Annotated in this window: 32 protein-coding genes; 19 read left to right on the forward strand and 13 right to left on the reverse strand. The window is 33.0% G+C overall.

Translation table 11 applies throughout. From position 1 onward, the window contains the following. The 7 genes from ACQY56_RS05235 to ACQY56_RS05265 form a co-directional block, all read left to right on the forward strand. Positions 1-550: RHS repeat domain-containing protein (locus ACQY56_RS05235; protein WP_428743738.1), on the forward strand; the 550-nt coding region annotated here is incomplete at its 5' end. A 9-nt stretch (positions 551-559) separates the two neighbouring features. Next, positions 560-1,243, forward strand: coding sequence for a hypothetical protein (locus tag ACQY56_RS05240; RefSeq protein ID WP_428739426.1), 684 nt, complete (start codon positions 560-562; stop codon positions 1,241-1,243). Positions 1,244-1,464: 221 nt separating this feature from the next. Then, positions 1,465-2,052, forward strand: a complete 588-nt coding sequence (locus tag ACQY56_RS05245) for an RHS repeat domain-containing protein (RefSeq protein ID WP_428739425.1) — start codon at positions 1,465-1,467, stop codon at positions 2,050-2,052. After that, complete coding sequence (locus tag ACQY56_RS05250; protein WP_428739424.1) at positions 2,049-2,498, forward strand: hypothetical protein; 450 nt, start codon at positions 2,049-2,051, stop codon at positions 2,496-2,498. The genes ACQY56_RS05245 and ACQY56_RS05250 overlap by 4 nt, the downstream gene beginning before the upstream one ends. 154 nt (positions 2,499-2,652) lie before the next feature. Further along, positions 2,653-2,943: a nucleotidyltransferase family protein gene (locus ACQY56_RS05255; protein ID WP_428739423.1), complete on the forward strand. Its 291-nt coding sequence runs from the start codon at positions 2,653-2,655 to the stop codon at positions 2,941-2,943. Next, positions 2,936-3,271, forward strand: a complete 336-nt coding sequence (locus ACQY56_RS05260; RefSeq protein WP_428739422.1) for a HepT-like ribonuclease domain-containing protein — start codon at positions 2,936-2,938, stop codon at positions 3,269-3,271. The genes ACQY56_RS05255 and ACQY56_RS05260 overlap by 8 nt, the downstream gene beginning before the upstream one ends. 141 nt (positions 3,272-3,412) lie before the next feature. Next, the gene (locus ACQY56_RS05265) at positions 3,413-4,375 is read left to right on the forward strand and encodes an ABC transporter permease (protein WP_428739421.1); all 963 of its coding nucleotides are present in this window, start codon (positions 3,413-3,415) and stop codon (positions 4,373-4,375) included. 7 nt (positions 4,376-4,382) lie between these two features. Here ACQY56_RS05265 and nusA read toward each other — a convergent pair whose 3' ends face one another. After that, a complete protein-coding gene (gene nusA / locus ACQY56_RS05270; protein WP_428739420.1) occupies positions 4,383-5,519 on the reverse strand; it encodes a transcription termination factor NusA in 1,137 nt (378 codons plus the stop codon). Positions 5,520-5,690: 171 nt separating this feature from the next. On the opposite strand from nusA, the gene ACQY56_RS05275 reads away from it, so the two are divergent. The 8 genes from ACQY56_RS05275 to ACQY56_RS05310 are packed head-to-tail and all read left to right on the forward strand — an operon-like array spanning position 5,691 to position 11,247. Continuing rightward, positions 5,691-5,936 carry an HP0268 family nuclease gene (locus ACQY56_RS05275; RefSeq protein WP_428739419.1) on the forward strand — a complete coding sequence of 82 codons (246 nt, stop codon included), beginning with the start codon at positions 5,691-5,693 and terminating at the stop codon, positions 5,934-5,936. 14 nt (positions 5,937-5,950) lie between these two features. Beyond that, a complete protein-coding gene (gene miaB, locus ACQY56_RS05280) occupies positions 5,951-7,255 on the forward strand; it encodes a tRNA (N6-isopentenyl adenosine(37)-C2)-methylthiotransferase MiaB (protein ID WP_428739418.1) in 1,305 nt (434 codons plus the stop codon). Then, the gene (locus tag ACQY56_RS05285) at positions 7,248-7,871 is read left to right on the forward strand and encodes a lysophospholipid acyltransferase family protein (RefSeq protein WP_428739417.1); all 624 of its coding nucleotides are present in this window, start codon (positions 7,248-7,250) and stop codon (positions 7,869-7,871) included. The genes miaB and ACQY56_RS05285 overlap by 8 nt, the downstream gene beginning before the upstream one ends. A 40-nt stretch (positions 7,872-7,911) precedes the next feature. Continuing rightward, the gene (locus ACQY56_RS05290; protein ID WP_428739416.1) at positions 7,912-8,316 is read left to right on the forward strand and encodes a hypothetical protein; all 405 of its coding nucleotides are present in this window, start codon (positions 7,912-7,914) and stop codon (positions 8,314-8,316) included. After that, a complete protein-coding gene (locus tag ACQY56_RS05295) occupies positions 8,297-9,139 on the forward strand; it encodes a tyrosine-type recombinase/integrase (RefSeq protein WP_428739415.1) in 843 nt (280 codons plus the stop codon). Before ACQY56_RS05290 ends, ACQY56_RS05295 begins: the two co-directional genes overlap by 20 nt. Continuing rightward, complete coding sequence (locus ACQY56_RS05300; RefSeq protein ID WP_428739865.1) at positions 9,133-10,173, forward strand: hypothetical protein; 1,041 nt, start codon at positions 9,133-9,135, stop codon at positions 10,171-10,173. Before ACQY56_RS05295 ends, ACQY56_RS05300 begins: the two co-directional genes overlap by 7 nt. Then, complete coding sequence (locus ACQY56_RS05305) at positions 10,170-10,700, forward strand: hypothetical protein (protein WP_428739413.1); 531 nt, start codon at positions 10,170-10,172, stop codon at positions 10,698-10,700. The genes ACQY56_RS05300 and ACQY56_RS05305 overlap by 4 nt, the downstream gene beginning before the upstream one ends. Next, on the forward strand, positions 10,690-11,247 hold the full coding sequence (locus tag ACQY56_RS05310; protein ID WP_428739412.1) for a hypothetical protein: 558 nt from the start codon (positions 10,690-10,692) through the stop codon (positions 11,245-11,247). The genes ACQY56_RS05305 and ACQY56_RS05310 overlap by 11 nt, the downstream gene beginning before the upstream one ends. On the opposite strand, the gene tilS is transcribed toward ACQY56_RS05310, so the two are convergent. Next, entirely contained in the window at positions 11,193-12,182 is a 990-nt protein-coding gene (gene tilS, locus ACQY56_RS05315; protein ID WP_428739411.1) for a tRNA lysidine(34) synthetase TilS, read from the reverse strand. The two genes, ACQY56_RS05310 and tilS, sit on opposite strands and share 55 nt — an antisense overlap. Next, the gene (gene rimO, locus ACQY56_RS05320) at positions 12,163-13,491 is read right to left on the reverse strand and encodes a 30S ribosomal protein S12 methylthiotransferase RimO (RefSeq protein ID WP_428739410.1); all 1,329 of its coding nucleotides are present in this window, start codon (positions 13,489-13,491) and stop codon (positions 12,163-12,165) included. The genes tilS and rimO overlap by 20 nt, the downstream gene beginning before the upstream one ends. Positions 13,492-13,540: 49 nt before the next feature. Between rimO and ACQY56_RS05325 the strand changes: the two genes are divergently transcribed. Then, entirely contained in the window at positions 13,541-14,596 is a 1,056-nt protein-coding gene (locus ACQY56_RS05325) for an NAD(P)/FAD-dependent oxidoreductase (protein ID WP_428739409.1), read from the forward strand. A 2-nt stretch (positions 14,597-14,598) separates the two neighbouring features. On the opposite strand, the gene hepT is transcribed toward ACQY56_RS05325, so the two are convergent. From hepT to ACQY56_RS05340, 3 genes are all read right to left on the reverse strand, one after another. Beyond that, positions 14,599-15,012 carry a type VII toxin-antitoxin system HepT family RNase toxin gene (gene hepT / locus ACQY56_RS05330; RefSeq protein WP_428739408.1) on the reverse strand — a complete coding sequence of 138 codons (414 nt, stop codon included), beginning with the start codon at positions 15,010-15,012 and terminating at the stop codon, positions 14,599-14,601. After that, complete coding sequence (gene mntA, locus ACQY56_RS05335; RefSeq protein WP_428739868.1) at positions 15,002-15,403, reverse strand: type VII toxin-antitoxin system MntA family adenylyltransferase antitoxin; 402 nt, start codon at positions 15,401-15,403, stop codon at positions 15,002-15,004. The genes hepT and mntA overlap by 11 nt, the downstream gene beginning before the upstream one ends. A 256-nt stretch (positions 15,404-15,659) precedes the next feature. Beyond that, positions 15,660-16,967 carry a hypothetical protein gene (locus ACQY56_RS05340; protein ID WP_428739526.1) on the reverse strand — a complete coding sequence of 436 codons (1,308 nt, stop codon included), beginning with the start codon at positions 16,965-16,967 and terminating at the stop codon, positions 15,660-15,662. Between the two features lie 108 nt (positions 16,968-17,075). Between ACQY56_RS05340 and ACQY56_RS05345 the strand changes: the two genes are divergently transcribed. Next, positions 17,076-17,492, forward strand: a complete 417-nt coding sequence (locus ACQY56_RS05345) for a hypothetical protein (RefSeq protein ID WP_428739525.1) — start codon at positions 17,076-17,078, stop codon at positions 17,490-17,492. A 1-nt stretch (position 17,493) separates the two neighbouring features. On the opposite strand, the gene fabI is transcribed toward ACQY56_RS05345, so the two are convergent. The 4 genes from fabI to gap all read right to left on the reverse strand — a co-directional run bounded on the left by fabI (position 17,494) and on the right by gap (position 21,420). Beyond that, positions 17,494-18,315 carry an enoyl-ACP reductase FabI gene (gene fabI, locus ACQY56_RS05350; protein WP_428739524.1) on the reverse strand — a complete coding sequence of 274 codons (822 nt, stop codon included), beginning with the start codon at positions 18,313-18,315 and terminating at the stop codon, positions 17,494-17,496. Positions 18,316-18,477: 162 nt separating this feature from the next. Then, positions 18,478-19,191 carry a triose-phosphate isomerase gene (locus ACQY56_RS05355; protein ID WP_428739523.1) on the reverse strand — a complete coding sequence of 238 codons (714 nt, stop codon included), beginning with the start codon at positions 19,189-19,191 and terminating at the stop codon, positions 18,478-18,480. A gap of 12 nt (positions 19,192-19,203) precedes the next feature. After that, the gene (locus ACQY56_RS05360; RefSeq protein WP_428739522.1) at positions 19,204-20,397 is read right to left on the reverse strand and encodes a phosphoglycerate kinase; all 1,194 of its coding nucleotides are present in this window, start codon (positions 20,395-20,397) and stop codon (positions 19,204-19,206) included. Between the two features lie 21 nt (positions 20,398-20,418). After that, positions 20,419-21,420, reverse strand: coding sequence for a type I glyceraldehyde-3-phosphate dehydrogenase (gene gap / locus ACQY56_RS05365; protein ID WP_428739521.1), 1,002 nt, complete (start codon positions 21,418-21,420; stop codon positions 20,419-20,421). Between the two features lie 62 nt (positions 21,421-21,482). Between gap and nadD the strand changes: the two genes are divergently transcribed. Further along, positions 21,483-22,025: a nicotinate (nicotinamide) nucleotide adenylyltransferase gene (gene nadD, locus ACQY56_RS05370; RefSeq protein ID WP_428739520.1), complete on the forward strand. Its 543-nt coding sequence runs from the start codon at positions 21,483-21,485 to the stop codon at positions 22,023-22,025. After that, on the forward strand, positions 22,015-22,338 hold the full coding sequence (gene rsfS / locus ACQY56_RS05375; RefSeq protein ID WP_428739519.1) for a ribosome silencing factor: 324 nt from the start codon (positions 22,015-22,017) through the stop codon (positions 22,336-22,338). The genes nadD and rsfS overlap by 11 nt, the downstream gene beginning before the upstream one ends. On the opposite strand, the gene mltF is transcribed toward rsfS, so the two are convergent. Genes mltF through ACQY56_RS05390 form a run of 3 tightly spaced genes read right to left on the reverse strand, consistent with a single transcriptional unit; the run spans position 22,328 to position 25,739 of the window. Next, a complete protein-coding gene (mltF, locus tag ACQY56_RS05380) occupies positions 22,328-23,770 on the reverse strand; it encodes a membrane-bound lytic murein transglycosylase MltF (RefSeq protein WP_428739518.1) in 1,443 nt (480 codons plus the stop codon). The genes rsfS and mltF overlap by 11 nt on opposite strands. A gap of 23 nt (positions 23,771-23,793) precedes the next feature. Beyond that, complete coding sequence (locus ACQY56_RS05385; protein ID WP_428739517.1) at positions 23,794-25,074, reverse strand: ArsS family sensor histidine kinase; 1,281 nt, start codon at positions 25,072-25,074, stop codon at positions 23,794-23,796. Beyond that, positions 25,071-25,739 (reverse strand): response regulator transcription factor, encoded by a 669-nt coding sequence (locus tag ACQY56_RS05390; protein WP_428739516.1) that lies wholly within the window; start codon positions 25,737-25,739, stop codon positions 25,071-25,073. Before ACQY56_RS05390 ends, ACQY56_RS05385 begins: the two co-directional genes overlap by 4 nt. Positions 25,740-25,782: the final 43 nt, after the last annotated feature.

Here is a 25,782-nt window from a genome sequence, read left to right on the forward strand (position 1 = left end):
AGGAACACTAAAAGCAATAAGTGACACAAACCACAACATAGTAAAAGAGATAACATACGACACTTATGGTAATATACAAAACGATACAAATCCAAACTTTCAAATACCATTTGGATTTGCAGGTGGATTACAAGACCAAGATACACAACTAGTTCACTTCGGTTATAGAGAACTAGACACATATACAGGTAAATGGACTACTAAAGACCCTATAGACTTTAGTGGTGGGGATAGTAATCTTTATGGGTATGTGTTGCAGGATCCTGTTAATCTTGTGGATCCTAAAGGTTTGAAAACTTTTTCAAATCCAAATATTTGTGTAGCAGTTGCAGCAGGAAGTTCTCTTAAATCTATTGATAATTGTAATGATTTGGTGATGGATGCCTATAATGATTACTTGAATATGAAAAATGATGATTATCTTAAAATGTGTGGAAACTTTCAACCAACTGGATGTGCAATAGGTTGTTTAGGAAATGATTTTTATCAAAAACTAAAAGAAGCTTGTACACCAGATTTACGAGATTTAAAAAAACTTCAATTGAAATAAGGTCATACGATGAAATATCTAATAATTTTATTATTTACTTTTCAGGCTATAGCACAAGAAAGTATATTTCCTTTGAAATATTCTTTAAATGATAAAGGCTTATTCTTGCAAACTCCTGCTTTGTATAATTTGAGGATGAAAAAGATAAGTTCAGTTTCACTATCACTAAAAGATAGTGATGATAGATTTGTAGTATTAAAAAATGATTTGTTATCACATCCATTATGTAACAACATTTTCACTTTAGAAGAAATCAAGAGTAAAAATTTTGATGCTGGGAAAGGTAATTGTCAAAACGTATATCAAAATACATATAACCATTTAATAGAAGAGATGCAAATAAATGATTTTTTCATAATGATTTTTCAATCAAAAAATGCAAAAGTTTATAATTGTGCTATTTTTCAAAATAAAAAATTTATTGGAAGTATTGAAACAGATTTTAAATTAGAAAATTTAAAAAAATTTCTTCATTCCATACAAAATCCAAAAATTAAAAAGTTTGATACGTATATTGCAAATGCAAATAGTTATTTAGAACAAGCTAAATGGAATAGTGCACTAAAAAATTATATTTCTGCTTTTATTTTAGACCCTGAAAATAAAAAGATAGAAGAATTGAAAAAAAAATTTCAACTATATCAGGCTAGTTTATCAAAACAAAAAATTGTATTGAAGATTTTTATTAAATAAAAATGTGTCAACTACCAAAAAACATTTCTCACTCGTTCCACCTCTCCCGAGGTGGAATGCATAAATAAGTTAAGGTAGATTATAATATTAAATGGGAAGAACAAGATATAAAATATATGAACCAACAAATCCACATTTTGTAACTTGCACTATACTTCACTCGTCCCCAACGTCCCCGTTAGGGATGCATAGAAACTAAATAAAAAAAGGAGAAATAAAAAATGTGCAAACCACCAAAAAACATTTCTCCTTTTTCACATTCAAAAAATCATAAACCACTCAGTCCTCGCCCGTCTTTCAGACAAGGGCTGTGGTTCCATCACTACAAACGCAAAGAAATTTGCGTTTGCTTAACGCTCTTCACATACGACACTTATGGTAATATACTAGAGGACTCAAATCCAAGTTTCAAAATACCATTTGGATTTGGAGGTGGATTACAAGACCAAGATACACAACTAGTACACTTTGGTTACATAGAACTAGACACATATACTGGTAAATGGACTACTAAAGACCCGATCGACTTTAATGGTGGAGATAGTAATCTTTATGGGTATGTGTTGGGGGGTCCGGTTAATTTGGTTGATCCTGAGGGATTAAGTATTTGGCCATGGGGTGATAACGATTCGAGTGGAAAAACTTGTGATGCAAATACAACAAATGATAAAAAAACTTTTATGGACTGTTATAATGAACTACAAGCAGCAAAGGCCAAATGTACGCTTATAAATAATGGATACAATGCTTATATATGTCATCAAAAAGCACTGTTGAAATTTCAACAGTGCTCAAAAGGAAAATATTGAAAACTAAAATTTTATTAATAAGTATTTTATTACTTATAGGTCTTAATATTTATACAATTGTTTTGTATGAACAAGCACAAAAAGAGGTTTCTTGTTATGCTAAAAAATATAAAAATGTATCCAATGGGGTGAAAAGTATGTTTCAAATGAGGGCTTTAACAAGTTTAGAAAATTTAATTTTACTTTTTGATAAACTAGAAAATTTAAAATTAATTTTATATGCAGATTCAAGTATTTATCTTGAAGCATTGGGCAATAAAGATTATGCTATTTATAAACCTATTGAACACAATAGTACAATTTGTAATTTTTGGACTAAACAAACGAAAAAACAATATAAAGACACATACTTAGAAATTACACAACTCAAAGATTTTAATGCTAGTCATGAATCTATGTTAAAAGGACTAGATATAGTAAATAATATTTGTTTAGAAGAAAAATAAAGATTATTTTTTTCCCTCGTCCCCAATGTCCTCGTTGGGAATGCATAGAAACTAAATAAAAAGGAGAAAACAAAAAATTGGTTTATAATTTTAACTTACGATATACTTTCTTATTGAAATATTGATTTTGCAAAAAACTAATGGGGAAAATACTATGGATAAAATGCATATTATAAACTTTTTGAAACTACATAAAAGTGAGCTACACGAACGTTTTGGTGTAGAGTCCATAGGTTTATTTGGAAGTTATTCTAGGGATCAACAAAAAGATGAAAGTGATATCGATCTAGCTGTTGAGATCAAAAGTAAAAATAGTTTTCGTAGTTTTTTTGGGCTTAAGTCTTATCTTGAAGAGAGTTTTGGAAAAACAGTTGATCTTGGAATTGAGCACAATATCAAACCTATAGTGCGTGAATATATAAAAAATGAGATTATATATGTCTAAGACAAGAGATACTAAACTTTATATAGCTGATATTTTAGATGCTTCTAGTGCCATAGAAAGCTTTATAGACTCGATGAATTTTGAAGAGTTTATAAATGATAGAAAAACATATAGTGCAACACTTAGAGAGTATACTGTACTAGGTGAAGCGATAGGAAAAATATTGGACATTTTAGAGGCAAAGCATCCTGATTATCCTTGGAAAATGGTTAAAGATTTTAGAAACTTTATAGTGCATGAATATTTTGGTGTTGATCCTCAAATAGTTTGGGATTTAACAAAACTTGAACTTCCGCAACTGAGTGAAAAAGTAAGACAACTAAAATAAAAGTCTTACTTGGTCTCAATATAAACTAAATAAAGGAGAAATAAAAATGTGCAAACCACCAAAAAACATCTCTCCTTTTTCACATTCAAAAAATTATAAGCAACTATTTACTTGTTAAGCTATTTTTATCTACAATGTCGTATGAAAGTTTTTATAAAAAAAATTACTTATATTTTTGGGATGTTATTACTTATCTCTATTATCTCGTTTTTAGCAATCCATGCTGCACCAAATAGTTTTTTTGGTGCAGGTGAGCTTAATCCAAATATGACAAAAGAGGCTATTGAAAAACTAAAAGCTATTTATGGACTTGATAAACCCCTCATTGTGCAGTATTTTGACTGGGTAACAAACATGTTACAACTCAATTTTGGTATCTCATTTGTAAATGGTGGTGATGTTTCACAAGAGATTTTAAAACGTCTTCCTATCACTTTAACTATAAATATTACCTCACTTATTGTTGTTTTTGTTCTTTCTTTGTATCTTGGGATAAAAGCAGCACTTCGTTATGAAAAAAGTGCAGATAGTTTAATAAAACAGCTTTCACTCCTTTCATTCTCAATGCCCTCTTTTTATTTGGCACTTTTACTCATCATTATTTTTTCTGTAAACTTGAAACTATTCCCTATAGCTGGTCTACACTCTATCGATGTTGTAGAAGATGGTTGGGGTTATTATAGTGATATGTCTTGGCATTTAGTTTTACCACTAAGTATTATGATCTTTGGTGGTTTAGGGAGTATGATTATCTATGTTAGATCACTCACTTTAGAGATTTTAAAAAGTGATTACTACTATTTTGCACGTACACGCGGTCTGAGTCAAAAACAACTTTTACGTTACTATATTGTGCCAAATCTTCTACCACCGATCGTTAGTTTACTTGGTCTTTCATTGCCTGGTCTTATAGGGGGAAGTGTTATTTTAGAGCAGATTTTTGCCATTCCAGGGATGGGACAGCTGTTTTATTTTAGTGCTTTGTCTCGTGATTATCCAACGATTATGGGGATTTTAATTATAAGTGCTTTTTTGACACTTTTAGGAAATGTTATAGCGGATTTAATTCTTTTAAAATTAAATCCGTATATGCATAAAACTTAAGATATTGTTAGTTAAAAAGTGCCTCTAGTGCATCAACACCATCTTTTTGTTCCTCTTGTTCACCTGAACTATCAGTTGTCACAGAGTCATTTTCTATAAGCTCTATATCCATTCCAACAAGCATAGAAGCTAAACGGATATTGATACCACTTTTTCCAATCGCTTTAGATTTTTGATCACTTGGTAGAGTTACTACGGCTTTTTCAACTTCACCCTCATCATTTGTTACAATCTCAACATGAGAGATAATAGCAGGACTCATCGCACGAGATACAAAAAGCTCAGGGATGTTTGTATACTCGATACAGTCAATATTTTCACCAATGAGCTCTTCACTTACAGCATTGATACGCACACCTTTTACACCAACAGTAGCACCAACAGCATCAACTTGTGGATGCGTAGAGAAGATGGCAATTTTTGCTCTCTCACCTGGGATACGAGCTGATTTTTCAATCACTACACTCCCATCTTCAATCTCTGGTACTTCAAGCTCTAAAAGTGCTTCTAAAAACTTTGGAGATGTACGTGAGAGTTCTATATAGATACCTGTTTCTTTATCCATATTAACACGACGTACAACAGCTTTTAGCACATCGCCAACTTTAAAAATTTCCCCTTTGATACGGCTTTTCATAGGAAGTACTGCACGAATCTCATCTACTTCTATGTATGTTGCATTGTTTGCATCAACACGTGTAACACGACCATTTACAATTGTAGCGATTTTTGATTTGTATTTACTAAATACCTCATCTTCAACCATTCTTTGAATATGGTATTCGATCTCACGATGGAGCTGTGAAGCACCAGTTCTTCCATAATCTTCAAGGTCATGTTCCTCTTGAAGTTGATCGCCAAGTTCCACTTGATCATCATATGAACGTGCTTCAGAAATAGCCATATATGCAGGTGCTAATTCTGGGTCTTGTAATTTTGGATCATTATCTTCCACAACTGTAATTGTTTGAATAATTTTTATACTTTTTGTTGTATCATCAATTTGTGCTTCATAAGCAAAATTTGGGTTAATAACTCTTTTTGCTGTTTGTACAAAAGCTGTTTTTAACGCTTCTAAAACTTTATCTGGCTGCAAACCTTTTTCATTTGCAATAGCTTCTGCAATATCTAATATTTTTTCCACACTAATATCCTCTAATATTTAAGAAATCGAACAATGACAAATAATATTGGGAGATTTCTTATTGAAAGTATAAAATTTTACCCAAGTTGTTATAAAAACATCTTTAATCGGAGTTTTATTACAATTAAAGTATAATTCACAACTTTTTAAAAGACTACATAAGGAAAAAAAATGGATTTAAAGCTAGTAAGAACAGAGCTAGATGCTAAGCCAAAAAAAATTGACTTAGAAAAAATCGAATCTTTAGTTGAGAAAGACGGGAGTGTTATTTTATACTTCGATAGAGAAAATTCTCACAAAGACCTTCTTGAACTTCAAGATCATTTTGAAGCGCAAGGAAAAAGCTTTTATATGAACGAAGTTAAATACGCACTTAGCGATAATGACTACATGTACCAAGTACATATTATGGCATAAAACAAAGAGCGTAAATGTCAAAAAAATTATTTATTGAAACATTAGGCTGTGCCATGAATACACGTGATTCTGAGCACATGATTGCACAACTTAAAGAGCGTGAAGGGTATGAAACAACAACTGAGCTCAAAGATGCAGACCTAATTTTAATAAATACATGTTCCGTTAGAGAAAAACCTGTTGCTAAACTTTTTTCTGAACTCGGTGTTTTTAACAAAAAGAAAAAAGAGGGAGCAAAAATAGGTGTATGTGGCTGTACAGCTTCACACCTCGGTGATGAGATCATTAAACGTGCACCCTTTGTTAGTTTTGTGCTCGGTGCTAGAAACGTTTCAAAAATCTCTGAAGTGTTGCACAAAGATAAAGCTGTAGAGATCGACATCAACTACGATGAGAGTGAATTTGCTTTTGATGACTTTCGCACATCACCTTACAAAGCTTACATTAACATCTCAATTGGGTGTGATAAAAAATGTACATTTTGTATAGTTCCAAAAACGCGTGGAGAAGAGATCTCAATTCCTGATGAGCTGATTGTAAACGAAGCGAAAAAAGCAGTCGCTACAGGGGCTAAAGAGATATTTTTACTTGGTCAAAACGTAAATAATTACGGTAGACGTTTTTCAGATAAAGATTATGAAAAAATGAACTTTACAGAACTATTACGAAGACTCTCTGCGATTGAAGGACTAGAGCGTATCCGTTTTACTTCTCCACACCCATTTCACATGGATGATGAGTTTATCGAAGAGTTTGCCTCAAATCCTAAGATATGTAAATCTATGCACATGCCGCTACAATCAGGTTCAACAAAAGTGCTTAAAGATATGAAACGTGGATACACCAAAGAGTGGTTTTTAAACCGTGTTGAAAAATTACGAGCTGAGTGTCCTGAAGTTAGCATCTCAACTGATATCATTGTGGCTTTTCCAGGTGAGAATGAAGCAGATTTTGAAGATACTTTAGATGTAATGAAAAAAGTAAAATTTGATCAAATCTTTAGTTTTAAATACTCAGCACGTCCACATACTGAAGCTGAGCATTTTACAAATACAGTCGATGAAGAGATCGGCTCAGCACGTCTTACACAACTCCAATCCCTCCAAGCTGAAATCTTAGATGAAAATGCTCAGAGATATCTAGATCAAGTGTATGAGGTTTATTTTGAAGACCTCAATCGTGATAACTATGTATCAGGGCGAACAAATACAAATCTTGTTATAAAAGTCAAAGGTTCCGAGGAGCTTCTAGGAACATTCGCCAAAGTTAAAGTGACACAAATTGGACGAACCATCTGCACAGGGGAGATAGTTGCTTAAAAAACTATCTCGTGTATTAGCACTCATCTTTATTCCACTTATTGGCTCATTGCTTATCCGTTTTCTCTATTACACAAACAAAAAGGTTTACCACTCCACTGAGTCTATTTCAGAAGAGCCTATAATCTTTGCCTGTTGGCACGGAGAGCTTTTAATGCTTCCTTATCTTTATTCATACTATAGAAAAAAACCTCATGCAAAAGTTTTAATCTCACCCCACTTTGACGGAAAACTGATTTCAAAAACAATAGAGTACTTTGGTTTAGGTACACTCGCAGGTTCAAGTGACAAATCACCTGCAAAAGTATTGATTCAAGCAATTAAAACTTTAAAAGAGGGATACGATATAGGAATCACCCCCGATGGACCAAAAGGACCCCGCCATGAAGTTGCTGATGGGATCGTTGTAATGGCACAAAAAGCAAAGGCTAAAATTGTTCTTGTGGAAATCAAACCAACAAAATTTTGGCAGTTTAATTCTTGGGATCGCTTTACTGTTCCTAAACCTTTTGGTACAATACATTACTACTCTACTAAAGAGATCGATATTAGTGAGCTGGAACTCGAAGCTGCAAGAGCTTTAATTAAAGAGGGGTTACTTAAACATGAGCATTAAAAATCTCCTTATTTTTATAGCTGTTTTTCTTCTATCTTTTATGATTTTGTTTTTTCTAACCAATCCATCATATGAAAAATCTTTAGAAGCAAAGTACCATTATGAGATGGGTGACTATACAGAGGCTTACAAGTTGGCAAATGAAGCATTTGCACTTGATGTTTATAATAGAATGGCCTCAACTATCATGGCACAATCAAAAACCTCTATGAAATATGAAAAATATATCAAAGACGCAAAACAATATCTCAATGAAATCAATGAAATTATTGCCCAAGATACTGTAGATGATGCTGGGAGATCAAAAATCAAACTGATGAGTGAGATTATGGTCGATAGTTATGTCAAATTAGCTCCAAGTGTTATAACAGACAAAAACCTTGTAGATGAAGCTGCAAAATATCATGAACAATTCGAGAAGATTCTTGAAAAAGTTGATCATTGAGAGAAAAGAGAAGTTCTTAGAAAACCTCAAAGGGTATAAAGGATATTCTGATCTCACTATCAAGACATACAAAGAGGCTTTAGATGAAGCTTTTGAGTATATTGAAATAGTGGATGAAAAAACACACATCCTTTTTAATCTTATGCCTTATCGTATTCATATATCTTCACTACAAAGTAAAACCATTAGCAAAAAGCTCAGTGCCATAAGAAGTTTTAGCGAATACCTAAACGAAATTGGGCTGAAAGTAAATCTCAAAGCAGATGAAAGTGTTAAAGTTGCCAAAACACTTCCAAAACCAGTTACCCATCAACATATTATCGAAGCGCTTCAGAAAGCTGATTTACAAGAAAAACTTATAATCACAATTTTATATACGATGGGACTTCGTATCTCAGAACTCTCAAACTTGCAACTTGAAGATATCAACGATCAGTGGATTCGTGTTATAGGAAAAGGGAAAAAACAAAGAGATATTCCTTTGCTTGAAACTACACAAAAACTTTTAGATGAGTATTTAAAAGATTTTCATCCAAAAAAGTTTCTTTTTGAGAAAAATGAAGAAAAATTAAGCGAAAATAGTCTAAGATATATCATAAATAAAGTTTTTGCTAGAATATCATTAAAAGTAACACCTCATCAACTGCGCCATTCGTATGCAACTTCTCTTTTAAACGGCGGTGCACCTATAGTAGATGTGAGTGAACTTTTGGGTCATTCATCGATGGCAACGACACAAATTTATACAAAGTTAGGTAGTGCATTGAAAAAACAAAATTACGATAAAGCACATCCTTTATGTGGGGTGGAAACTGAGTGTTAGGCAAAATACTAGAATCTTTATATATGAAAGTGTTCATTGGTATTATTGTTGAGCGATCTAGCACTACAGTCCACGTAGAAGTGTTCTCAAAAAGTAAAGAGACACATCACTATGAAAATGTTTTTCAATCTACAAATCTCACAGAAGAGATGTTTGAATATATCCATCACTACACACAAGAATCACCATATCACTACATCTGTTTTTTGGATACTTCAAACGATCAAGGTGCACTTCCAACATGCGATAAAACAAAAATCCCTTTTTATAAAGACCTCTCAACTTCCGAATATAAATGTGTTGACAAAAACTGGACCATTTTTACATCAAAAACAGACCTCTATGCGTTAGAGAAAAAGTATGAAGATATTGGCATCGATTTTGTTTTTTCACCATTTAATGTATTAACAAAGTTTTTCAAAGACAAAAAAGATCAACACTTAGCAATGTTTGCACTTTTAGAAGATAGTTCACTCTCTGTTTGTGTATTTGAAGAGGGGCAACTTCTTTATGCAGAACATTTAGATATGGAAATAGACTTAGATTCAGAAAAAATAGTTTTAGAAGATTTAGATGATGACAAAGATATCGATCTTGGGCTTGATGATGAGGGCATTATTTTAGATGAGATAGATGTGGAAGATGACTTAGATGATTTTTCAGATATAGAAGACCTTGATTCTCTAGAAGATATCGATGAGTTTTCAGAAAGTAAAGACTTAGAAGAGGAACTTTTTGAAAACAATCAACAAGAATCTATTCCAAAAGAGAATGTAGACCAAGAGAATGAAGACTCCCATTTTACAGAGGATTATCAAAGATTTTCTCTCATTCAAAGTGCTATGAACCATTTTTATAAAGATTCAAAATATGAGGGAAAATTTATAGAAAACATCTATATCGCTGACAATACACAAGTGACATCTGATCTAAAACGTTATCTTGAAGAGGAGATGTTTTTAAACGTATATATTAGAACTATCGATCTTGGTGCAGAAGTTTGTGAACTTGCTAAAGAGGAGCTTGGTTTATGAAATACAGCTATATAAAACCAAGATCAAAAACACCTTTTACACAAGAGTTAAAACTACTCATCACATTTTTTTCAATGACACTTATAATGATATTTTCAACTTTTTTATTTCTTGTTTTTAAGGACTATAATTTTGAGCAAGATAAAATTGAAACTATTCAAGCCCGAACAGCTCTCCAAGCTGATATCGAAAATATGAAAAATCAAATCGCATATATTGAGAAACAAAAAGATTTATCTGAGCGAATATTTACAAAAAATAGTGTTTTAAAAGACTCTATCGCAAACCTTTTTGATCTAGTCCCAGAGCGTATCACACTCTCAGAAGCGAAACTACTTAAAAATGGTCTTGTTCTTTATGGAATTACGCCAAATAAAGATATCTACAACTTTATGCTCCAAGCACCACTTCGATCAATTTTTCATAAAACATACAGTAGTTTTTATCCTGCCGGGAATGGTTGGTTGCGATTTGTTTCAACAAATTATATTGATGAAGCTGATGAGGAGTTATCAAATGAAAATTAATATCCCTCGTCACTATCTTTATTTAGCTCTGCTATCAGTAGTTCTATTCATCTTTGTTGTAGTATTTTCATTTAAAGTACTTATCCCTAAAGGAAAAGAATATAGAGTACAAAGAATCGAGTTACAAAAAGAACTCAAAGAGTATAGAAAATATCAAGATTTTTATGATGAAACACTCTCAGTTTTAAAAGATTTGCAAAGTAAAAATAGACATATTATTCAAGCTTTTGACAAACCATTTAATCCATCAAGATTTGAAAAAGAACTCAAAACATACTTCTCTACCCTCAAAGTAACAAAATTAGCTCGTGATAAAGATGATGAGGGATTTGCAACGTATCAAGTAGATACATCATCAAAAATCAACTCTCCAACAAACTTTTATGACTTTTTAGATGCTATAAACAAAAGTGATTGGATTATAAGTGTAAACTTCCCTATCACTTTTAAAAGAGAAGGGGAGATGATTAACTCCTCTTTTACTATGAAAGTTTACTCTAACAATAAAGATACAAACTCGAGTGCCTCTACATCGGAGGCTAAATAGCCTCGTAATTTTACAGGGACTCTTAAAAGTCTCATTCTCTCTTTTAACTCTTTATCTATATTTTTTGCTTCAACGTATGGTGTGATAAATACATATGCTTCATCTTGCTCAACTATATACTTTCGTCCAACTACAACACTACTATTTTGAGATAACTCTTGTTTCTCATTTGCACTTATCATATGTCCGATAGATTTTAAATATCTATCTATATACACAACATTAGTTCTTTTATCATATGAGTTAAAATATGCCAGTTGATTGATAGTTTTGATATCTACCTCTTCTATAAGTGCATCAACATCTTTATCTATATATGAAAAACTCTTTTGTATCCCCTCTTTAAACTCTTTTAACAGAGGTTTAGAAAAATTATGGCGAAAATAGTTTCGTTTATACTGTTCATCTTTATTTGTCTCATCTTCAAAATAATGGATATTTTTTTCATCTAAATACTTTAGTATATCTTGCTTATCTACGTGTAATAATGGTCGAATAAGAGTGTATTTATCTCTTTTTTCAATGCTTTTCATCCCTGAGAGTTCTACACATCCAGCACCTTTGCAAAACTGCATCAAAAACCACTCAAATCTATCACCTAAATGGTGTGCGGTTACAAGGTTATCATAGTTATATTGCTCAATAAGTTCTTCAAAAAAATCATAACGAATATTTCTTGCATTTGATTCAAAGTTTTTTTCTATTTTTGGAGCAGTTTTTACAAAACAAGTAAATCCATGTACCTTTGCTAGTTCCTGAGCGAAAACTACTTCCTCTTTACTTTGTTCACGCACACCATAATCAACTATAGCTATATCAAATGGTATATTATTTCCTAAAAGAAGATGTAAAAGTGCAGTTGAGTCACCTCCAGCTGAAAAAGCTAGAAGATTTTTAGAGTGGGCTAAAAGCTCTTTAGTTTGAAGTTGAAGCATTATCCACTGTTGCCATCAAAATATTTCCTGCAAGACCTGTAATTTTTGCTCTATATGGCTTTGCAAATTCAATTACTGTATCCTCATCAACTCTATCATTAACATAGATTTCACCATCAATTTCCTGAGCCCATAACAATTCTCTAGCACTTAGTAAGTACTCATGCTCATCACTTTGCCCGTCAATGACAATATCTACCTCTTTACTAACTTCATTTTCTAAAGACTCGTTTGTTACATCTCTTACAATAGCTCCTAAAATCTCTGCACGATGTGCTATAGTCGCTTCATCAATCTTATCTTTCATATCATGAGCAGTAGTTGTCTCTTCATCACTATATGCAAAAACATTTACACGATCAAAGCCAAAAGATTTTGTAAACTCACACATCTCTTCAAACATTTCCTCTGTTTCACCTGGATGTCCAACTATAAAACTCGTTCGCACAAATGCGTTTGGCATAGAACGCATATAATTTAATAGTTCGAGTGTTTTTTCTTTTCCAAAACCACGTTTCATAATTTTCAGCATATCATCGTTTATATGTTGAATAGGCATATCAAAGTAATTATGAAACACTCCACTTTTTTCAATACGTTTAAGTAGGTTCATTGATGTAGTTGACGGATAAAGGTAAAGAATTCTTGCACTTTTTACACCCTCGATCAACTCCATTCTCTCAATCAAAAGTGAAAGTCCGTCTTTGATATTTTTATCTCTTAAATAAGAACTAGAATCTTGTGATACAAATGAAAAATCCCAATACCCTCTAGCCACTAAAGATTCAACCTCTTTAGCAATTGAGTCCAATTCACGTGAGTTAAGTTTGCCTTTAAAGCTAGGAATAGCACAAAATGAGCATTGTTGATTACACCCTTCAGAGAGTTTTATATAGGCATGGTACGTTGAGCCAGTTACAACTCGCTCTGCCCCATCAATCAAGTATACTTCATCAGAAAACCTGCTTTTTTTCTCTAACAATAGCTCATCAATCTTATCATAATCCCCAACACCAGTAAAGATATCTACTTCAGGAATCTGCTCTTGCAATTCTTGTTGATAACGCTCACTTAAACATCCTGCCATAACTAAAACAGAGTCCTCTTTACGTGCTTCATGTAACGAAAGCACAGTATTAATTGACTCCTCTTTAGCAGCATCTATAAAACCACATGTATTGACAATAATTACATCAGCATCTTCATTTTCATCTGTAAGTTCAAAATTTTTCAGTCGTCCCATCATCACTTCTGTATCTACAAGATTTTTTGTACATCCTAATGAGACTATATGTAGTTTGTTTGCCATTATCCAACTTTGTTTTTTATTTATGAAATTATATCTTATAATTGCATTTATGAAAAACTATGATGTGATTATTTTAGGAGCAGGTGCGGCTGGACTGATGTGCGGAGCCAATCTAACTAAAAACCTCTCTGTCGCTATTGTTGAAGGAAATGATAAAGCTGCACAAAAACTAAAAATATCAGGTGGTGGAAAGTGTAACATTACAAATGTATCTGTAAAACCAAATAATTTTGATGGAGATAAAGAACTTATAAAAACTGTTTTTAAAAAGTTTAATAAAGAAAAATTACTGCGTTTTTTAGATCGTAATAGTATAGAGTTAGAGATACGTAAAAAGCGTTACTATTTTTGTAAACACTCTGCACAAGATATAATTGATCTTTTACTTGAGCAAAATAAGGAACACCATTTTTATTATAATCATAAAATTCTCTCACTTACCAAAGAGGATGAACTTTTTACACTTACAACCGATAAACAAATACTTAAAGCAAAAAATATAGTAGTAGCTACTGGTGGAAAGAGTTTTGCTAATCTTGGTGCATCAGATATAGGTTTGGATATTGCAAAAAGTTTTGACTTACAAGTACAAGAGTTTTCACCTGCATTAGTAGGACTTACTGTGCAGCCTAGTGAAAACTGGATGAAAGGGTTAAGTGGTCTAAGTACTTATGTAAATATCAAAGTCAAAGACAAGATAATTGAAGAGGAACTACTCTTTACTCATAAAGGTCTTAGTGGACCAGCTATCCTCTCTGCATCACTTTATTGGCATAAAGGCGATATACGTATTAATTTCACTCCAGATGATGCTCAAGAGCTTCCTAAACGACTCCAACATGCACTTAAAGATAAAAGCATAACAAACTATAAATTTGCACCTGCTGGAAACTATGGTTTTACAAAAGCTGAAGTTTCTCGTGGAGGTGTTGTAGCAAATGAACTGGACTTTAAAACATTAGAATCAAAAAAAGTAAAAGGTCTCTATTTTATAGGTGAAGTAGTTGATGTTACAGGTGAACTTGGTGGATATAACTTTCAATGGGCATTTTCTAGTGCTTATGTTTGTGCTAAAAATATTAAGGGCACCTCTAAAAAATTCTAAACCTACAAAGCTAGAGCATTTTTTACATAAGCTAAGTATTTTCTAATATCTTCGAGTTTTTCCAGTGTATTTTCACATATCTCCAGATAATCAATTCTCTCATAATGATGGGCAAGAAAATTTCTAAACGAAGCTATTTTTGCAAAATCATATGCAAAATCGGCAGGAATAATCCCATGTTCACCTAACAAGTCTATACTCTCATAATAACTTTGGGAACGAGTTAGATTTTTATATTTAATTACCATTTCTGCTAAAGCGATAGAACTATCTGCTGCCATATACAAATAATGCAACAATGCTCCCTGGTAAATTTTATCGATGAGAAACTTGTTTTTACAATCCGATTTTAACTGATCAAGCAAAGTCAAAATTTCTTCAATAGTCTTAATCTTATTCTCTATTCTATGCAGCATCTATACTCTTTTTAAAAACTTTATAGTCAAGGATCTCATGTTCTTTATAAAGTTCAAACATCACCCTTTGGTCATTGTCCGAATCTTTTATAACAAATCCTTCTCTAAATATATCTTCTAAAAGATCAAAGTTTTTCACTTTATTTAAAATTATCAAATCTACCTCGCAACCAAATTTTTTTTGAAGTTGATGATGCAATTGTAATTTTGAGTCAAAGTTGTTAAATTCATCTTTCATATATACAGCAATATCCACATCACTTTTGTATGTAACATTACCTTTTGCATACGAGCCAAAAAGGTATGCAAATACAACAGAGTCACATTGTTCTAAAGTGGAAATAATTTCAGTCCGACTAATCATATTGTATCTTACTATTTTATTATACATTTTGTCAATTTAGCAGTAAGTGTAATGCTTCTAAACTGTGTTGGGATTACAATGAAACTTATTAAGAATATTTTTTTCATTTATTAACCTTTTATTTGAATTGATTCAAATTATAATTAGAAAAAAAGTTCATTTCGTGAAATTTCTTTTGATTTTCGAAAATTTTGAACATAAATACTAAGATTAAGCAGATTGTTTTAAAAAGAAAGAAAAAAGTGCCAATCCCAAAAGGGATTGACTAAAGAAGAAAAACTTCTTAGAAGTTTACTGTTAAGTAAGCTTGAACTGTGTTAGTTGCGTCAGCATCTACACCACCAGTTTTACCAAGGTCAGTGTAAACATATGCTAAAGTAGCATCAAGTGGACCAAAAGACTTACCAGCAGTTAAAGTAACCTCTGTCATATCGCTAGGACCTGCACCTTTATCTTGATCAGCATATGTATAGTAAAGACCAAGATCAGCACCAGCAGCAGCACCTTCAACAGTTACGTTGTAAGCTGTAGTATCTGTTGCAGTTACATATCCATAGTTCCACCATGCTTCAGTATAAAGTTTAGATTGCCCACTTCCAACAATATTTTGACCATGTAAAGCACCTTTATCAGATGTTTGAGAATAAGCAACTTTTACAGTAGCTACATCTTTCATCTCATAACCAGCCATAACAGCATATGTGCCACTGTTATCACCTTCACCTACTTTACCAGATGTATATTGTGCACCAAGCATTAAACCTGGAACTTTTTCACATGCTAAATCAGCTTGTAACCAGTAAGCTTTTGCATAGTTTGGAAGATTATAGTACCAAGCTTGAGCAGTTAAAGGTTTAAAAGAGTTATTGATAGCAGCGATAGCATATGCACCACTTTTACCAAGAGTTGCGAATTCACCATTAGCATTTACAACACCCCCAACAGCTAAACCTGCACTATCACCTAATATAGTTGTTTCACTAAAGTTAATTGATCCTGCATTTGTTCCATTACTATTACCAACATAAGCACCAACTAACGTAGTGTTTGGAATATCTTGATTTATTAAAACAGCAGCTTCGAAAGTATTTTTCTCAATTGTCCAAGTTTCAGTAAATGCGATTGGAGTATCAAGAGCCATACGTCCAAGTTTTGCAGTAGTGTTACCTACAGTAGCAGCCACCCATAACTCGTTCATCCAGCTTGCATTTTCAACTTTAGCTCCACCTATTGCACTAGCATAGTTTGAGCCACTATTAACTGTAGCAGTATGCGCAGAACCCCATACGTTAGATACAAAGTTATTCTCTAAACCTAAAGTAGTAAGGATAGTATAACCAGCACCTGCACTTAATGTTACAATATCATTTTTTGCTAAATCAGCAGAAATGTTAAAGTTTAAACCAATATCAGCAGCTGAATTATCTTTACCAAATAAATCATCTTTATCAGTTACAGCAGCAAATCCAGCTTTAGCATCTGTAGTACTATAGAAAACGTTAGCGTCTCCACTTACTTTGATGTTATCGATAGCGAAAACACTTGATCCAGCTAGTAACGCAGCTACTAAACTCAATTTTGTAAATTTCATATATTCTCCTTGTTTCTTTACAAATTTCGTATGCAGTATACCATACCCTATTCTTAAACTATGATTAAAACAGCCATATATTTACCAACATTTAGTTAAAATGCCTATATGAAACAAAAATCAAATATCACACTTCTCACATTTATCACATTATTTGCACTCTATGGGTGTACTACAAAGCCTGAAAGCACCCCATCTAAGAATGAAGAGTTAAATAATCTCAGTCCAACAGGAACTAACAAAAAAGCTGGTGTCACACAAAATATTTTAGATGGTTGGCTTAAGGATGATTGGACTCCATCTATTGAAAAAAATGAAGAGATTCAAGAAAAATATATGAAAAAAGAGGTTGTAAAAACAGAAAATAATACAACTGAAAAAACAGAGTATATTGAGAATAAAAATAGACCTTTTACACTACAAGAGTATGTAGATAAAGCAAGAGCCTATCAAAAAGCAAATCCCAGTGATGAAAATGCTTCACATGTGAAACAGATGGAGAGTTTACCTGCTATTGGGAAGTGAATTATTTCACATCCCAAGCAAGAACTGTTTTACCTTCATCATTTGATGCAACACCAGCCATTCCCATAACGTTATAACCGCTATCAACATAATGAACTTCACCAGTTACACCACTTGCTAAATCACTTAAAAGATACATCGCAGAGTTCCCAACTTGCTCAATTGTAACATTACGCTTTAATGGTGCATTTACTTCATTCCATTTTAAAATCTGAGAAAAATCGCCAATTCCCGCAGCAGCAAGAGTTTTAATAGGTCCTGCTGAGATTGCATTTACACGTTGTCCTTTACGACCAAGATCGACTGCCATATATCTAACAGTTGATTCAAGTGCAGCTTTTGCAACACCCATAACATTGTAGTTGGCTACATATTTTGGTCCACCAAGATATGAAAGTGTAAGTATTGAAGCATCTTCAGCTAAAACACTCTCTAGTCGATTTGTAAGATCAATCAATGAGTATACTGAAACATCCATAGCAATTCTAAATGCTTCTTTAGTTGTTTTTATAAATGGCTCTGAAAGCGCTTCTTTTGGAGCAAAAGCAACAGAGTGTACTAAAAAATCAATCTTACCAAAATCTTTTGCAATTTTCTCTGCAATACCTGCCATATGCTCTTCATTAGATACATCTAACTCATATACATAATCGCCACTGCCAAAACTATGTGCAATTGGTTCAACTCTTTTTTTAAGTGCATCGTTTAAATATGTAAATGCTAGCTCTGCACCTTGTGCTTTACATGCTTCAGCGATTCCATATGCAATCGATTTATTATTTGCAAGACCTACAATAAGACCTTTTTTACCTTTCATAATCATAAAAAACTTCTCCTTAATTTTATTTTATAAAATGAAGGAAAACCTCCATCTATTCTGTACAGAAAAGGAAGTAATTCCTTTTCTTACGCTCATACCCCAAGGGTACTCCGTCGTGTGCACTATGTTTCCCTCAGCGGGAAGCTCTCGTGCTTTGCACTCTTTTTATACTAGTTTATCTAATTCCTCAGCAAAAGTTACCATTTGACAAAAATCTTCCACTTTTAGTGCAGCACTTCCTACAAGTACACCATCTACATTTTCTAATGCCATAATCTCTTGAGCATTATTTACTTTTACACTCCCACCATAAAGTAATGGGGAAAGTGATTTTTTCTTCAACTCAGTATGAATAGCTACGATATCTTCATTCGTTGGTGTAAGCCCTGTTCCTATCGCCCAAACTGGCTCATACGCGATGATTAGTTTTTCATAATTTGTATCAATTCCTTCATATTGAGCATCGATATATTCCATCATTCTTTCAGTACCAGCTTCACGTTTTTCCAAAGGTTCACCAACACAATAAATGATTGTAAACCCAAGCTCTTTAAAATAGTTGAATTTTTGAGCTATCAATTCCTGAGTTTCACCAAGAATATGGCGGCGTTCACTATGCCCAATTAAAATCGTTTTAATCCCAAATTCATCTAAATGATCCAAACCAATTTCACCTGTAAATGCACCATTTTGTACAGCGTATGCATTTTGGGCACCTACTGTAACTTTTGTTTCAAAAGTATCAAGTGAAGAGGTAGCAGGAAAAACAAAAATATCTTGTGTTAAAGAGTTTGTCAGTGCAAAGTTTTCTACTGCATTAACATACTCTCTTGTCTCTTTTCTCGTCAAGTTTGTTTTTAAATTTGCTGCTACTATCATTTGTCTGTTTCCTTATGAAATAACAAGCGCTTCAACACCTGGTAAAACTTTACCCTCTAAAAGCTCTAACGAAGCGCCACCACCTGTTGATATAAAAGTGATCTCACTGTCAACATTTACACGTTGTACAAGATCAGCTGTATCACCACCACCAACAACTGTAGTTGCGTAACTGTCTGCTACAAAGTTTGCTATTTTTGAGCTTCCACGTGCAAATCTATCCATCTCATAAACACCCATTGGACCATTCCATAAAACAGTTTGCACATCGTTAAGACCTTCACGATACAGTCTTACAGTTGCAGGACCGATATCAAGTCCCATCCACTCATGAGGTATCTCTTGAGCTGTTACTATTTTACTAACAGCATCTGCTTCAAACTTTTCTGCCGCAATAACATCAACTGGAAGGTAAAACTTTACACCAAGCTCTTTGGCTTTATCCATAATCTTTTGTGCCTCGTCCAAAAGATCATCTTCAACTAGTGATGCACCTATGTCATACCCTAGTTGTTTTAAGAATGTAAAAGCCATCCCACCACCAATAAAAATTTTATCTACTTTAGGCAATAAATTTACTAGTGCTTCAAGTTTTCCCGATACTTTTGAACCACCAACGATTGCTGCAAAAGGGCGAATCGGATTATCTATAAGTTTACTAAAAAAATTGATCTCTTTTTCAAGTAAAAAACCTGCTGCTTTATGTTTATTGTCAAAATATTTTGTAATACCATGAACAGACGCATGAGCACGATGTGACACACCAAATGCATCATTGATATAAAACTCTGCCATAGATGCTAATTTTTTTGAGAACTCTTCATCATTTTCTGTTTCACCAGCTTCAAAACGAAGATTTTCTAAAAGCAATACCTCATGACGAGGTAACTCCGCTGCCATTTTAAGTGTATCTTCACTCACTACACTAGGAGCGAGTTCAACATGACGTTTTAAAAGTTGTTGCAATCTTCGAGCTACTGGAGCCAATGAGTATTTAGGTTCTACTTCACCTTTTGGACGCCCTAAATGTGAAGCAAGAATTACTGCACAATCCTCATCTAAACAATGGTTAATCGTTGCAACTGCTGAACGAATACGTCTATCATCAGTGATATTTCCAAACTCATCCATTGGAACATTAAAGTCACATCTGATAAATACTTTTTTATCTTTTAAATCTAAATCTTTTAAATGTAATAATTCCATTTACTTCCTTACAGTTTAAAACTATTTACTAATATATATCGCCATATCGATTAATCTCATAGAGTAACCCCACTCATTATCGTACCAAGCCATAACTTTTACCATATTGCCACCGATAACTTGTGTTAAATCCTCTGCTACAATTGAGCTATACTCACATCCAACGAAGTCTTGAGATACTCTCATCTCATCATCAACAAGTAAAAGACCCTTCAATCTTCCAGCTGCTGCATCACGGAATGCTTTATTTACTTCCTCTTTTATAGTCTCTTTTTTTACAACTACATTTAAGTCAACCATAGAAACATCCGGTGTTGGCACACGCACAGATTGTCCATGAAGTTTTCCCTCTAACTGTGGTAAAACTAAACTGATAGCTTTTGCTGCACCTGTTGTTGTTGGGATCATATTGATAGCTCCAGCACGAGCACGACGTTTATCTTTTGAGTGTTTCACATCTAAGATATTTTGATCATTTGTGTATGAATGGATAGTGGTCATCAGACCTTTTTCAATTCCAAAAGCATCGTCAAGTACACGTGCAACAGGACCTAAACAGTTTGTTGTACAAGATGCATTTGAAACGATTTTTTGCCCAGCATATGTCTCTTCATTTACACCCATAACAAACGTTGGAGTATTTTTATCTTTTGCAGGAGCAGAAAAAAGAACTTTTTCTACACCGTTGTCAATATGCACTTGCGCACTCTCTTGTGTTAAAAACACACCTGTACACTCTAAAACCATGTCTGCACCACAATCAGCAAATTTTAGATTTTTTGGATCTCTATCAGAAAATACTCTAATTTTATGTCCATCTATACTGATATTATGCTCATCAATTTGCTCAATTTCACTTTTAAATGTACCATGCACAGAATCGTTTTTTAATAGATATAACATCATATCCATACTTGCCATATCATTGATTGCAACAACCTCTACATCATCTCTTGTAGCTGCAATTCTAGCAACACAACGACCGATTCTACCAAATCCATTAATTGCTATTTTTAGTGCCATTTTATATCCTATAAAAATTAAATTCGGTTATTTTATCCAATTTTAGTTATAATTCTAATTAAATGAAAAATATAGCACTTTTTGGTGGCTCATTTGATCCTCCACATTTAGGTCATGTTAAGATTGTGGAAGCATTAAAGAGTTTGGATTTTATAGATAAAATCATAATTATGCCAACCTACCTCAATCCATTTAAGTCGAACTTTGTAGCCCAAGCAGATACGAGACTAAAGTGGTTAAAAGATATATTTCAAGATTATCAAAATGTAGAAGTGAGCTCTTTTGAAATTGAACAAAAAACAAAAGTACCCACTATACAAACTGTGCATCATCTCAAACAAGAGTATGACACTATATATCTTGTAATTGGGGCTGATAATTTGGCATCTTTAAAAAAGTGGTATAAATATGATGAGTTAAAAACTTTAGTAACTTTTATAGTTGTTTCAAGAGATGGTATTGATATTCCTAAAAAGTACCAACGATTGGAAGTAAATATTCCAATATCGTCAACAACTTTACGCACAAGTATTGATCCAAAGTTTTTACCTTCAAAAATTGCAAAAAAAATAAAAAATTATTACAAGGAACATAATGGTAAATAGAGTAGAGAAGATCACTTCAGTTTTAGATAAAAACAAAGCAGAAGCGATAGAGGTTTTTGATTTAAGAGATAGAGATTATTTTGTAGATTATGCAATCATTGCTTCATCACTTGGACAAAAACATACAACAGCATTATTAGATCATCTAAAACGTGAATTAAAACCCGAAGAACACTTTAATAATATTGATGAGAGTGGGGATTGGGTTGTTATTGATTTAGGAGATATATTGATCCACATAATGACACCGGAATATCGCGTTAAGTATGATATGGAAAGCTTTTTAACTGAACTTTCAAAAGCTAGTGAGTAGTATTATTCTCATCTGGCTCTTGAGTCTCTTTTTCTTGCCCCTCAACAATTTTTTCTAATATACTTTTATAGTTATAAATTGCTTCAACATATTTCACAGGTTCACTTCCTCTAGCGTAACCAAATTTCAGTGTTTTATAATATCTTTTTTGTGAAAGTAGTGGTAAAACTATCTTTAAATCACTCCAAACATACTGATTTAAACCCAGTTTTTTTGCTAATGTCATAGCATCTTGAATATGTCCACCACCAACATTATATGCAGCTAATGCATATTTTAAACGATCTTCCCCTTCAACACCATCAGGAACATTTTTAATCATCTGCTTAAGATGTCTTGTCCCGCCTGTAATACTTTGTTCGGGGTCAAGTCTATTTTTTACACCTAGAAGTTTAGCGGTATGTAATGTCAACATCATCATACCTCGGACTCCTGTAAAACTTTTAGCTTTAGGATTCCAGTGTGATTCTTGATAAGAAACAGCTGCTAAAAGCGTCCAAGGAACTCCAAAACGAGTCGCTGCATTTTTAAAATATTTTTCATATTTAGGTAAACGTGATTCTATACGCTTATAAAACATCTTTGTATTGTAATAATCAAAAAAGAGTACATACGAATAGTAATGATCTTTGACCCTTGTCATTTTTCCTGTTTGTACAAAATTATTTAACCAACTATACATATTAGCTTCTAATTTTTCAGAGTTTTTTGGCAGTATCCATGCAAGTTGTTCTCGTCCACTAATTGAAAATGCCATTGCTATATCTGGAAAATATTTTAAGTTAATTGAGTAAATATTTGAATCGGCTATTGTACAATCAATTTGGTGGTTTGATACCATCTCTAATAACTCCTCAGTTGAGTACTCAGAGGTAACACTTACATTTATATCAAAACCATCATTGACAAGAGATTCAACTGTTTCAAAATAGCTTGTATTTTCACCAACAACTATCTCTAATCCTTCTAAATCTTCTACATCCCTTGGAAACTTTGAAGTGCCAAGCATCCCTCTATAACAAACTACTTGCTCTTGAACTTCAAAGTATGATGGTCCAAAATTATATAACTCTTTTCTACGTGGTGTTTTTGTTAAAGATGCTGAAACGATATCAATATCCTCTTTTCCTATATATTCCAAAGCTTCTTTAACAGTATGTGCAGGTGTAATTTTCAACTCTACACCAAGACTCATGGCATATGCATTTAAAAGATCATACTCAAAACCACTTGGACCATCTGGACCTATAAAATATGTAGAGGGTGCATTGAGAAGTACTACATTTAAAGTTTTTCTCTCTTTGATCTTATCTAGGACAGTTTTTTTTGCTATTCTGTTCCCTGGCTCATACGCTGAGTGACTAAGCCATCCAAAAACAAAAAAAGAGAGTGCAAGGAAGATATACATACCTAAGTAGGGAAATTTATTCATTGCACTAGTTTACATATTTTAGCTTATGCGAATATAAAACGATTTATACCGTCATCATACTCATGCGCTAATACTTTTGAGTGTGCCTTTAAAATTGAATCTACTAGATATAAACCTAAACCAAAGCTATTTTTTGATGGATTTTCTTTTGTAAAAGGCTCTATATAAAATTGGAGCGGATGCTTCAAGCACTCCCCTTTACTTTCAAAGCAAAGCTCATTTTTATCATTAATTACGATTTTCACATGGCAATCATCGGAATATTTCAATCCATTATCAATCATGTTTTTAATAGCTGTAGTGTAAAGTCTATAATTCACATTTACTTTTACATCACCTGCTATCTCTATACTTACTTTTTCTCTATCAACCATTGCCATATCAATAGCACCATCGATCACATCAACCAAACGGTACTCTTTAAACTCTGTCGTATCTTCTAAACTTGTCACCTCTTCTATAAGAGCGAACTCTTCAACTAAAGTTTCAAGTCGATGAAAAATCGATACAAAACGGTTACGTTGCTTCTCCTCCGAGAGCATCTGTGTAGCAATGGTTCCTTTTGCTATAGGAGTTTTTAACTCATGCATCAAATTTCTTAAAAAGAGTGTGCGCGATTCTAAAATAGTATTGATTTTGAGTTTTGCTTTTTCAAGTTCATTGGCAATAGAACCTATCTCATCTGTATTTTTTGTTTTAAAGGAAACATGCATCTCACCACTACCATACAAGGCAATTTTTCTTCGTAATCTAATAAGTGGACGCAACTTTTGAAAAACAAGTACAAATGAGATAGATATGATTAAAAAAACTGTACTGTAAGCATATAAGATATTGATATAACTGTAAGGTTTTAAATCTTCATCTTTTATAAATATATCTGCATTTTGACCAGAAATATGAAAATATATCTGTTTTTTATATTCCAACATTGTTGCTTGAAGATTTGTAACTGTTTTTTTTGTAAAAAGTCCATTTTTATTTATCATCAAAGAGGTATCAAAACTTTTAAACCCCTCTTTTTTTAGAAGTTTTGACTCACTTAAAATCTTTTTTGTTTCTGCTTTGTCTTTGACAATAAAAAGATCATAAACTGCTAAATTTGCTTCAAGCATAATATCAGAAGAGCTTCTTTGCATATGCTCACGATAGATTTGTGTGATAACTGAGTATTTTGTAAAAATGTGGTCTATATATTGTTGTTTATTGAGTTTGTAAAATTCCCAAAAAACTGCACTCACACTTATAAGTGACACACTCAGTGCAACGAGCACAGTGATGAGTACGGCATTTTTTTTAATCATTTAAGCAGTTTATACCCAACACCACGAACAGATTCGATTAAAGATTTATCACCAAGCTTACTTCTAATACGTCCAACCATTACATCGATTGATTTATTTGAACTGTCTTCGTTAATTGCATTTACGTTGTGAATAAGGTCTTCACGAGAAACTACTAAACCATGTTTTTGGATCATATACGCAAGGATTCCAAACTCTGCATTTGTAAGATCAATTGTACGCCCTTTATAAGTGATTGTCATTGTCTCTCTATCACATTTAAAGTCACTCTTATTTTCAGCTTTTGCTTCTGATTTTGCAGCATAACGACGAAGAACTGACTGGATTCTTGCTTCAAGTTCACGTGGGTCATATGGTTTTGGCATATAATCGTCAGCTCCAAGTTCAAGCGCTTTTACTTTATCTGTCACATCACTACGAGCTGAAGAAATAATGATAGGGATATCTTGACGCTCACGAATCGCTTCACAAACTTCAAGACCATCCATTCCAGGTAATGTTAAATCTAAAATTACAAGATCAAATGGCTCCAGCTTTAAAATACTTACCGCTTTAAAAGGGTCATCTTCTACTGCGATTTCAAAATCAAACTGTTCTAAATATTCCATAAGAATTTCAGCGAGTTCTAGATCATCTTCAATCATCAATATTTTATGCTTAGCCATAATAACCCTTTTTTTTGTAAAATTATAACTTTATCAATATAAC

The sequence above is a fragment of the Sulfurimonas sp. genome, assembly GCF_050296975.1.
Lineage (GTDB): Bacteria > Campylobacterota > Campylobacteria > Campylobacterales > Sulfurimonadaceae > Sulfurimonas.